Source organism: Clostridia bacterium, from assembly GCA_028698525.1.
Classification (GTDB): domain Bacteria; phylum Bacillota; class Clostridia; order JAQVDB01; family JAQVDB01; genus JAQVDB01.
In genome coordinates this window covers 1-10720 of record JAQVDB010000066.1, presented here as the reverse complement: position 1 = coordinate 10720, position 10720 = coordinate 1, and the positions used below count along the sequence as shown (strand labels likewise).

General features: G+C 35.7%; 12 protein-coding genes and 1 other annotated feature. All 12 genes read left to right on the top strand.

Annotated elements, in window-relative coordinates:
* Positions 1-439: 439 nt before the first annotated feature.
* The 12 genes from PHP06_09195 to sigH all read left to right on the top strand — a co-directional run bounded on the left by PHP06_09195 (position 440) and on the right by sigH (position 10712).
* The gene (locus PHP06_09195) at positions 440-922 is read left to right on the top strand and encodes a CarD family transcriptional regulator (GenBank protein MDD3840728.1); all 483 of its coding nucleotides are present in this window, start codon (positions 440-442) and stop codon (positions 920-922) included.
* Between the two features lie 169 nt (positions 923-1091).
* Positions 1092-2192 (top strand): PIN/TRAM domain-containing protein, encoded by a 1101-nt coding sequence (locus PHP06_09190; protein MDD3840727.1) that lies wholly within the window; start codon positions 1092-1094, stop codon positions 2190-2192.
* 139 nt (positions 2193-2331) lie between these two features.
* Complete coding sequence (gene ispD / locus PHP06_09185) at positions 2332-3069, top strand: 2-C-methyl-D-erythritol 4-phosphate cytidylyltransferase (protein MDD3840726.1); 738 nt, start codon at positions 2332-2334, stop codon at positions 3067-3069.
* On the top strand, positions 3047-3517 hold the full coding sequence (gene ispF / locus PHP06_09180) for a 2-C-methyl-D-erythritol 2,4-cyclodiphosphate synthase (protein ID MDD3840725.1): 471 nt from the start codon (positions 3047-3049) through the stop codon (positions 3515-3517). Before ispD ends, ispF begins: the two co-directional genes overlap by 23 nt.
* A gap of 56 nt (positions 3518-3573) precedes the next feature.
* Positions 3574-4386: a DUF1002 domain-containing protein gene (locus tag PHP06_09175; protein MDD3840724.1), complete on the top strand. Its 813-nt coding sequence runs from the start codon at positions 3574-3576 to the stop codon at positions 4384-4386.
* Positions 4387-4441: 55 nt separating this feature from the next.
* A complete protein-coding gene (gltX, locus tag PHP06_09170) occupies positions 4442-5905 on the top strand; it encodes a glutamate--tRNA ligase (GenBank protein MDD3840723.1) in 1464 nt (487 codons plus the stop codon).
* Between the two features lie 18 nt (positions 5906-5923).
* Positions 5924-6143: a binding site (T-box leader), on the top strand.
* A 50-nt stretch (positions 6144-6193) separates the two neighbouring features.
* Entirely contained in the window at positions 6194-6871 is a 678-nt protein-coding gene (cysE, locus tag PHP06_09165; GenBank protein MDD3840722.1) for a serine O-acetyltransferase, read from the top strand.
* Positions 6858-8261 (top strand): cysteine--tRNA ligase, encoded by a 1404-nt coding sequence (gene cysS / locus PHP06_09160; protein ID MDD3840721.1) that lies wholly within the window; start codon positions 6858-6860, stop codon positions 8259-8261. Before cysE ends, cysS begins: the two co-directional genes overlap by 14 nt.
* Before the next feature lie 29 nt (positions 8262-8290).
* Positions 8291-8686: a ribonuclease III domain-containing protein gene (locus tag PHP06_09155; protein MDD3840720.1), complete on the top strand. Its 396-nt coding sequence runs from the start codon at positions 8291-8293 to the stop codon at positions 8684-8686.
* A gap of 20 nt (positions 8687-8706) precedes the next feature.
* The gene (gene rlmB / locus PHP06_09150) at positions 8707-9468 is read left to right on the top strand and encodes a 23S rRNA (guanosine(2251)-2'-O)-methyltransferase RlmB (GenBank protein ID MDD3840719.1); all 762 of its coding nucleotides are present in this window, start codon (positions 8707-8709) and stop codon (positions 9466-9468) included.
* Between the two features lie 4 nt (positions 9469-9472).
* Positions 9473-9988: an NYN domain-containing protein gene (locus tag PHP06_09145; protein ID MDD3840718.1), complete on the top strand. Its 516-nt coding sequence runs from the start codon at positions 9473-9475 to the stop codon at positions 9986-9988.
* An 82-nt stretch (positions 9989-10070) separates the two neighbouring features.
* Positions 10071-10712, top strand: coding sequence for an RNA polymerase sporulation sigma factor SigH (gene sigH / locus PHP06_09140; protein MDD3840717.1), 642 nt, complete (start codon positions 10071-10073; stop codon positions 10710-10712).
* Positions 10713-10720: the final 8 nt, after the last annotated feature.

Here is a 10720-nt window from a genome sequence, read left to right as displayed (position 1 = left end):
TTTACGTTTTCCTGAAACTCGTCAATTAGCAAGTCATTCATAAGTCTTGATCAACTCCCCACCTTTAATATATCTTTAAATAAATTATATATTAATAACTAGATTTGTCAATAACACACATAATTTGAGTTTCTTCATTTTTTAACTAAATAAAGAAAACCATGAAAAATTAAAAGATATATACGAAAGGAATCAAATTTTTGAATATTATTTATAGATCTGGTTAAAAGTAATGTAAAAGTTTTCTATTTGTGGTATTTTAAATGTGCTGACAAAAAACACAAGGGAATAGTTCAAAAAACAACTTGTTGACACTATATAATATATATGTTAAAATAATTGTTTATTGACAAAAGTCCAGTATTATAGTATACTTATAGTTAGTGTGTTTATAAATAGCATAACAGGATTTACTAGCTTTTAAGGAGGAAGTTTTTTTATGTTTAAAGTCGGCGACAAAGTAGTATATCCCATGCATGGCGCAGGGATTATAGAGGCAATAGAGGAAAAAGAAATACTGGGCGATAAGAAAAGGTATTATGTATTAAGAATGCCTATCGGTGATATGAAGGTTATGATTCCGATGGATAACATAGATGATATAGGCATAAGAGATGTTATAGGAGATAGCGATGTAGAGAAAGTGATGGAGGTATTAAATGGCGAGGAGACTGAAATGCCATCGAATTGGAACAGAAGGTATAGGGCAAATCTCGAAAAGATAAGGAGTGGCGATATTTTTCAAGTCGCAGATGTTGTTAGAAACCTCATATTGAGGGATAGAGAAAAAGGTCTTTCTACCGGAGAAAGAAAGATGTTGAACAATGCGAAGAGAATTTTAGTCAGCGAATTGGTATTAGTAAAAGAATGCGATGAATCAGATGCGGAAAATTTAATTGAAGAGTCTGTAAATGTTATATGAGCGTCGTAATGACGCTACTTTTTTTATAAAAATCCACTTAAAAAGCACTTCTATATTACTTCCAACAACTACAAGTAAAGATTCATTCACTTAAAACAATCAATAAATCTATATATTAATTATAATTATTTGATATAATGTTAATAATATGAAATGGAGGTGAAATATTTTGGGAAAAAAAATATTGAGATTTTTGTTATCAATTATTGGAGCTGCACTGGGCTATGGTATTGCATATCTAATCATTAATTTATTAATTGTTCTAAATTATATAAATAATCCTGCTTTTTTGATTTCGGTTATTGTATATTCAGTTAGTGCCCTTATAGGATTTATTATTTTATTTTTATCATCCAACTCCATCATTGATCTTTTGATAGGTTGTGCAGATTCGGTGGAACGAAAGTTACAGGAGTTGCCTGTAAAGGATGTTATTTATGGTGTAATTGGTCTCATTGTCGGATTAATAATAGCGGCTCTTATAAGCGTACCTGTACGTTTAATTCCTTCAGATTGGCTGGCTGCTGTGATATCAGTATTTATATATATACTATTAGGGTATCTAGGTATCAATATAGCAGTAAAGAGGAGCGAAGAGATGGATTCAAGTTTTTCCTTCAAGCGGTTTTTTGCCAGGGATAAAAACGAAAAAAACAGAAGACTCTCTCCAAAGATATTAGATACCAGTGTAATAATAGATGGCAGAATTTTTGATATCTGTATGACAGGCTTTATAGAAGGGGAGCTGATAATACCGGAGTTTGTATTAGAAGAGCTCAGACATATTGCTGATTCTTCTGATTCACTAAAAAGGAATAGGGGCAGACGGGGTTTAGATATATTGAATAAAATGCAAAAGGAACTTGATATACCTGTGAGGATATATAATCAGGATTTTCCTGATATCGAGGAAGTGGATAGCAAATTACTAAAGCTGGCTCAGCAGTTGAATGGAAAGGTACTGACTAATGATTATAATCTAAATAAAGTTGCCGAATTTCAAGGGGTTTTTGTACTGAATATAAATGAGCTTGCAAATGCTGTAAAACCCATAGTATTACCTGGCGAAGAAATGGTGGTACAAGTAATAAAAGATGGAAAAGAATCGGGACAGGGTGTTGCCTATCTCGATGATGGAACTATGATAGTTGTTGATGGGGGTAAAAAACATGTAGGTCAAACTATAGAAGTGTTAGTTACCAGCGTGCTCCAGACCGCAGCTGGGAGAATGATATTCGCTAAACCAAAGTCTGTAGGTAGAGCAGTCTAGTAAGCCTTCTCAAATCCGAGAAGGTTTTTTTATAGCCAATTATTATTATTTATGATAATATTATTAGGACTTATGATAATATTATTAGAGAAAAAGCAAAAGATAATAAAACCAGTTTAGAAAACAGATGGTGATAACAATGGGACAATTAGGTGACTATAATATTTCGGCTGTTATCGTAGCGGCAGGGAGAGGTCAGAGGATGAACACTCCTTTAAGAAAACAGTTTATTAATTTAGAGGGTATGCCGGTGCTTGCACGTACTATAGAAGTTTTTCAATCCTGTGAATATATAGACAATATAGTTCTTGCAATCAATATTGAAGATATAAATTATTGTAAATATGATATTGTTAATACATATGGATTTACAAAGGTAAGGGCTGTGGTAGAGGGTGGCGAAACCAGGACTGATTCTGTGTATAACTGCCTCAAAGCTCTAAAGCGGGATACTGACTATGTGGTGATACACGATGGGGTTAGACCCCTTGTAACAGATAAAATAATACTGGATACTTTGGTTTGTGCTGTAGAATATGGCTGCGCTGTAACTGGTATGCCTGTTAAAGATACAATAAAGGTTGTGGATGGAGACAATGTTATTTCAAATACTCCGGACAGGCAGAAGTTATGGGCTGTACATACGCCGCAAATTTTCAGGTATGATATAATAACAGACTGCTATAATAAGGCATATAGTTCAAAAATCATAGGCACTGATGATGCCTTTCTTGCAGAGACTTTTGGTTATCCCGTAAAGATGGTAGAAGGTAGTTATGACAATATAAAGATAACAACTGAAGAAGACATAGCTTATTGTGAAAGTGTGATCAGGACTAGGGAGGGTGGCCGGCTTGCGCGTAGGAATAGGATATGATGTGCATCAATTGGTTAAAGGTGAACAGCTGATTCTTGGGGGGGTACATATTCCTTACGAAAAAGGACTTAAAGGTCATTCGGATGGGGATGTTTTGCTGCATGCATTGATGGATTGCTTGTTAGGAGCGGCGGGAGAGGGAGATATTGGGCAAAAGTTTCCCGACCGGGATCCTAGGTTTAAAGATGTGAGCAGCCTTTTATTATTACGTGAAGTATATGAACTTATCAGGCAAAAAGGATATAGAATAAATAACATTGATATGGTAATAATTGCACAGAAGCCTTATATAAATAAATATAAACAGGAGATATTGCACAACATATGTGGTATATTGGATATAGACAAACAAAACATCAACTTAAAAGCCACTACAACAGAGAACCTTGGATTTGAGGGAAGGGGTGAGGGTATAGCAGCATGGGCTGTGTGTACTGTAGATGTATAATTTGGTAAGTATGGGAAAATATTAAGAGAAAGATAATATTGTTGGGAGGTTTTCTCATGAAAAGGGTATTGGCATTGGTTTTGTTGATTTTTATTGCAGTGCAGTCATTTGCATACGCACAACAGTCGGATACAATAGTTACTTTTGGGGCCGACATAAAGGAAAGTGATAAGCAGCAGATGCTTCAATTATTTGGAGTTCAGCCTGATGAAGTGAAGACTATAGAAGTTACAATAGATGAAGCTAGGAAACAATTAGAAGGAATTGCATCTAGGGAAGTGATAGGTACTAAGGCCATCTCATGTGCATATATTGAGAAGAAGGAAGAAGGTTATGGGTTGGATATAGAGACCCATAATGTGACACATGTTACATCTGATATGTACAGAAATGCCTTGGTCACAGCAGGAGTAAAAGATGCAAAGGTGGTTGTTGCAGCGCCTTTTAATGTATCAGGTACAACTGCTTTAACCGGTATAATGAAAGGTTTTGAAGATATAACCGGTGAAGATATCCAATTGGATAATAAAAAGCTTGCAGGAGAAGAGATATTACAAACAGTAGAACTTTCAAAAAAGATAGGTCCTGATAAAGCCTCTGAACTCATTAAGATAGTTAAAGAGAAAGTGGCTGATAAGGACGTTAAAGACGAACAGGATATAAGAGAAATTGTTAAACAGGTTGCTAAAGAAATCGGCGTAGAATTGAGTGAGCAAGACATAGAAAACATTGTTCAATTTATCAAAAAGATGATTAGTTTAATTCCTGACCTTAGGGAAAATCTTTCGTCTGAAGAAGCAAGGAATATATTTAGGGTTATAGCTGATGCAATAGGCAACCTTTTCAAATGGATAGCATCTTTATTTTAAGAGAGAAACTAATAATCGAAGTAATATACATACATATTGACTAAGGGGGATAAAAATGCCTAAGATAAGAACTAGGTTTGCTCCCAGTCCTACAGGAGCAATACATTTAGGGAATATGAGGACAGCTTTGTTCAATTATTTGTTTGCGCGAAGCAATGCGAATGCGGAATTTGTATTAAGAATAGAGGATACAGATTTAAAAAGATCATCCGGTGAATATGAACAATGTATATATGATGAATTAAACTGGTTGGGAATAGATTGGGACGAAGGACCGGACAAAGGAGGACAGTATGGTCCATATAGGCAGAGTGAGAGATTAGAACTGTATAAACAATACGCTAAGCAGCTTATAGACTCAGGATATGCCTATTATTGTTATTGTACTCCCGAAGAAGTAGAACAAGACAAAAAGTTATCAGTGCAGAAAGGCGGTATTCCTAAGTATTCAGGTAGGTGTAGAAACCTGTCACCGGGGCAGATAGAAGAGTATAAAAAACGAGGCAGAAAACCCATAATTCGATTCAAAGTCCCTGAAGACCAAGTAATTGTTTTTGAAGATATGATAAAGGGTAAAATAACAATGAAGGCAGATACTCTTGGTGGAGATATGGTTATATTTAAATCAGATGGGATGCCTACTTACAATTTTGCCGTTGTAGTAGATGATGCATTGATGGAGATTACCCATGTGATAAGGGGAGAAGATCATCTGTCCAATACACCCAAGCAGATCCTCATTTATAAAGCACTGGGATTTGATATACCTATGTTTGCACATGCACCGTTGATATTGGGACCGGACAGAACCAAGCTGAGCAAGCGGCATGGCAATACTTTTGTAGGGCAATATAGGGAAAAAGGCTACCTTCCTGAAGCCTTGTTTAATTATCTTTCTCTGCTGAGCTGGTCCCCGGAAGGTGAGCAGGAGCTGTTTATAAAAGAAGAGATAATATCACAGTTTGCTATGAATAGAGTATCTAAATCCAATCCTGTATTCGATATAAAAAAATTAAACTGGATAAATGCCCATTATATAAAAGAAAGCAGTGCGGATAGGATTACTAAACTGGCTATTCCCCGGTTAGTAGAAAAAGGCTATGTAAAACAACCGGTAGACGAATCAATGTATAACTGGATTAAAAAGGCTGTTATTTCGGTAAAAGACAGCTTATCCTATATTGATCAAATAGACCAAGAGTTAAAGATCTATTTTCAACAAGAGGTGGAGATGGATAAACAAGCTAAAGAAGTTTTAAGCGCTGACCATGTGCCTATGTTGCTAGAAACTTTGAAGAAAAAGATACAAGAGGCAGATATAATAGACCAAGAATTTTCACGTCAGCTGTTCAAAATTTTGAGAAAAGAGACCGGTGTTAAGGGTAAAGGCCTGTATATGCCTATACGAGTAGCTCTTACAGGGCAAACCCATGGACCTGAACTTTATGAGATTTTTGATATATTGGGTAGGGAAAAAATACTGAATAGAATTGATTTGATACTAAAAGATGTTGTATAATATATAAATAAAAATTAATATTTTGTGATGAATGGGAGAAGTAGACAAATAAAATCTACAGAGAAAAACCATCACCGGCTGAAAGTGGTTTTGATCAATTTTTGTTGAAATGCGCCCGGGAGCAGGAACCACGTCTTTTTATGGATGGAAGGTTCCCGGCAAGATGCCGTTATATTTTCCGAGGTGGAGCGTTTTGCTCAAGCAAAGTGGAACCGCGAGGTAAAACTTCGTCTTTGTTGTGATATAAAAGACGAAGTTTTTTGTTTTATAAAGGAGGTTTATGTGTATATGTTTGATAATATAAAACATGACATAAAAGCAGTATTAGAACGTGATCCTGCGGCTAGAAATTGGTTTGAAGTAATCCTCTGTTATTCAGGATTTCATGCCATCCTTTTGCATAGAATAGCTCATTTTTTTCAAAATAAAAACATGAAATTATTTGCTAGGATAATTTCGCAGCTGAATAGGTTTTTTACCGGTATAGAAATCCATCCCGGAGCAAAGATCGGAAAAGGGCTGTTTATTGACCATGGTATGGGAGTTGTTATAGGTGAGACTACTGAAATAGGGAATAATGTAACAATATATCAAGGAGCGACTTTAGGGGGTACTGGAAAGGAAACAGGCAAAAGGCACCCTACTATTGGCGATAACGTAGTGATAAGTTGCGGGGCCAAAGTATTAGGTCCTTTTAAAGTAGGAGATAATTCTAAAATAGGTGCAGGAGCAGTTGTATTGAAGGAAGTGCCAAAAGACTGTACTGTTGTAGGAGTGCCAGGGAGGATAGTCAGAAAAGATAATAAACCATTTTATGAAAGGGATAAGGCATGTGATATAGATTTAGATCAAGTAAAATTGCCAGATCCCGTAAATGAGGATTTGGAAAAGTTGATCCATAAGGTTAAAGAACTGGAAGAAAAATTGATTTCACTGGAGGCGAATTATAAAAATGAAGCTATATAATACTTTATCTAGAAAAAAAGAAGATTTTATGCCGTTGAAAGATAAGCAAGTTACTATGTATTCATGTGGCCCAACGGTATATAACTATATCCATATCGGCAATGCAAGGCCTTTTATAGTATTTGATACGTTGAGAAGATATATGGAGTATAAAGGATATGATGTAACCTTTATACAAAATTTTACCGATATTGACGATAAGATGATAAATAAAGCAAATCAAATGAATATAAGTGTTAAAGAATTAGGAGAAAAATTCATAAAAGAATATTTTACAGACGCTGATGCACTAGGTATAAAAAGGGCGACAGTGCACCCTAAAGCTACAGAGCATATTCAAGATATCATAAAGTTTATACAAAAGATCATTGATAAAGGTTATGCTTATGTCATAGACGGGGATGTATATTTTGATACCTATAAGTTTGATGAGTACGGCAAGTTATCACACCAGAATTTAGAAGAACTAGAAAGCGGAGCTAGGATAGAAGTCAACCAAAAGAAAAAGAACCCAATGGATTTTGCAGTATGGAAGGCACAAAAGGCTGGGGAGCCTGGCTGGGATAGTCCTTGGGGCAAAGGAAGGCCGGGCTGGCACATAGAATGTTCTGTTATGGCAACTAAATATTTAGGGGATACTATAGATATTCATTCTGGAGGACAGGATTTAATATTTCCTCACCATGAAAACGAGATAGCTCAAAGCGAGTCTGCAACAGGAAAGCCCTTTGCAAGATACTGGTTGCATAACGGTTATATAAATGTGGATAATAAAAAAATGTCAAAGTCCCTGGGCAACTTTTTTACAGTGAGAGATATAATTCAAGAGTATGACCCGGAAGTAGTGAGATTTTTTATGCTTTCAGCCCACTATAGAAGCCCTATTAATTTTAGCAAGGATTTGATTGAGCAAGCAAAGAGCAGTCTAGGGAGGCTTTATAATGCAAAAAATAATCTTGAGTATATACTGGATAGAGCTCAAGATAGATCGATGGGAAAGAACGAGCTAGAATTGTTTGACAGCCTAGAAAGATATAAGGATAAGTTCGAAAAAGCTATGGATGATGATATAAATACTGCAGATGCAATAGCAGCATTATTTGAATTGGTCAAGTTCTCCAATTTAAACTTAAGCAATTCATCTTCTAGGGAGCTAGTATTGGCAGCATACAATACACTTGTAAAACTTTCTTCAGTATTAGGAATACTAAATAAACAAAAGCAAGTATTAGATGGAGAGATAGAAAAACTGATCCAGGAAAGGCAAGAGGCTAGGAAACAAAAAAATTGGGCGCTGGCTGATGAAATACGTGATCGATTAGCAAAACAGGGTATAATTCTTGAAGATACTCCTGATGGGGTAAAATGGAAGAGAACTCGGGAGATATAAAAATGACTGAAAACCCCAAAAACACAATCATGGGGGACGTGACATTTGATGAGAAGGAAGTACTAGCTTTGTCCCCCCTTTTACTTGCTTATATAGGAGATAGCGTATATGATACATTTATTAGGACTATGCTGTTAAAAAACAAAAAAATTACCGTTCATAAAATGCATATAGAGACCATTAAATATGTAAAAGCTGAGGGACAGGCGAATACATTGGGCAAGATAATGAATATGCTTACTGATCAAGAGAAAGAAATTGTCAGAAGAGGTAGAAACGTTAAACCACATACTGTGCCTAAAAATGCAGATGTTATTAAATATAGGTATGCCACAGGATTGGAAGCTTTGATCGGGTATTTATTTCTTATGGGTCAAGCAGAAAGGCTTAATGAAATTTTAAACGCTTGTTTTTTAGCAGACTAATTTAGAAAGAGGGGCAAGAAATGTTCTATAATAAAGATAATAGTGAATATCTTTATATCCAAGGAAGAAACCCAGTATTAGAAGCCCTTAAATCTAATAAGGATGTTAAGGAGATATTTATTTCAAAGACTGCTAGAGGTAAAGTCGTTGAAGAAATTGAAAGTCTAGCCTCTAAAAGAGGGATCGATTTATCTATAATAGACAGGCATGAAATCGACAGGATATCTACCACTCCCAACAACCAAGGAGTTGTGGCATTGATGCCCCCTTATGAATATTCAACAATTGAGGACATATTGGATAGCGCCCATTCAAAGGGAGAATATCCTTTTATAGTTATACTGGATGAAATAGAAGATCCTCAAAATTTAGGTTCGATAATAAGAGTGGCTGAGTGTCTGGGGGTTCACGGTATTATCATTCCTAAAAGAAGGGCTGCACAGGTAAATACAACAGTAGCTAAAGTTTCTGCTGGTGCTATTCATTATATTCCTATTTGTAGAGTAACAAATATAGCAAATACCATAGATAGACTGAAAGAGCAAGGTGTTTGGGTAGCGGGTGCAGATATGCAAGGCCAGGAATGTTCTAGAGCAGAACTTGACGGCAGTTTAGCTTTAGTTGTGGGTAATGAAGGAAAAGGCTTGGGTAGACTAGTCAAGCAAAAATGTGATTTCATCATCAGTATTCCTATGGGAGGACATATACAATCCTTAAATGCGTCAGTTGCCGCAGGTATATTAATATATGAAGTGGCTAGACAAAGGCGGAGCGGGGGGTAATGTTTTGAAGGAGTATTTGTTGGTTGATGGTTATAATATAATAAATGCTTGGACTGAGCTCAAACAAATAAAAGATAACAATAATATAGAAGATGCCCGTCAAAAGCTCATAGATATACTGTCGAGTTATCAAGGGTTTAAGGGCAATTTCATCATCATCGTTTTTGATGGCCATATGGTTCAAGGGAATATTGAAAATCATATACTTTATAGCGGTTTAGAAGTTGTGTTTACAAAGGAAGGGGAGACTGCCGACAGATATATAGAGAGATATACTTATTCAAAGAAAATGGATGATTTGATAATAAAAGTTGCAACTTCTGATCGGATAGAACAGAATATCGTTATGGCAAATGGTGCATTGAGAATGTCAGCCCGGGAACTGTATAAAGAAGTGATGTTAGGGTATAACAATATGAGGGTTAAATTTATTGATAATGTAAAGCCTGTACCGCATAAACTGGGCAATAGGTTGCATCCCTTGACAGTTAAAAAATTGGAAAAGTGGAGAAGAGAATGATAACCTTGACTATTGCTTGAAGTGTAATGTATAATATTGTGTATATAAGTGGCCTTTATTTGATTATTTGGGGGAGATGTGGGTGGACATTAATGCAATAAAGAAGGCTCCTGTGGACTATGAAATGATGTTGGATGAGGATATAGTAGAGTATGCAAAGAATGGAGATAGTATTGCATTAGAGTATTTGATCAACAAATATAGGAATTTTGTAAGAGCAAAGGCAAGGTCATATTTTTTGATAGGGGCAGATAGAGAGGATATTGTCCAAGAGGGAATGATAGGCTTATATAAAGCCATAAGGGATTTCCGCAGGGATAAATTATCTTCTTTTAGGGCTTTTGCTGAACTGTGCATAACAAGACAGATAATTACTGCCATAAAAACAGCCACAAGACAAAAGCATATTCCTTTGAATTCATATATTTCGTTGAATAAACCTATATATGATGAGGAATCAGACAGGACTTTATTAGATGTGCTATCAGGCACTAAAATATCTGACCCTGAAGAACTCATAATAAGCAGAGAAGAGTTTAATAATATCGAGTCTAAAATAGGTGAGGTGCTAAGCGATCTAGAGTGGGAAGTGTTGATGTCTTATCTTGAAGGGAAATCATATCAGGAGATTGCACTTGATTTGGACAGGCACATAAAATCTATAGATAATGCACTTCAAAGGGTAAAAAGGAAGCTGGAAAGATATTTAGAAGGTAGAAATTGATTTATTTG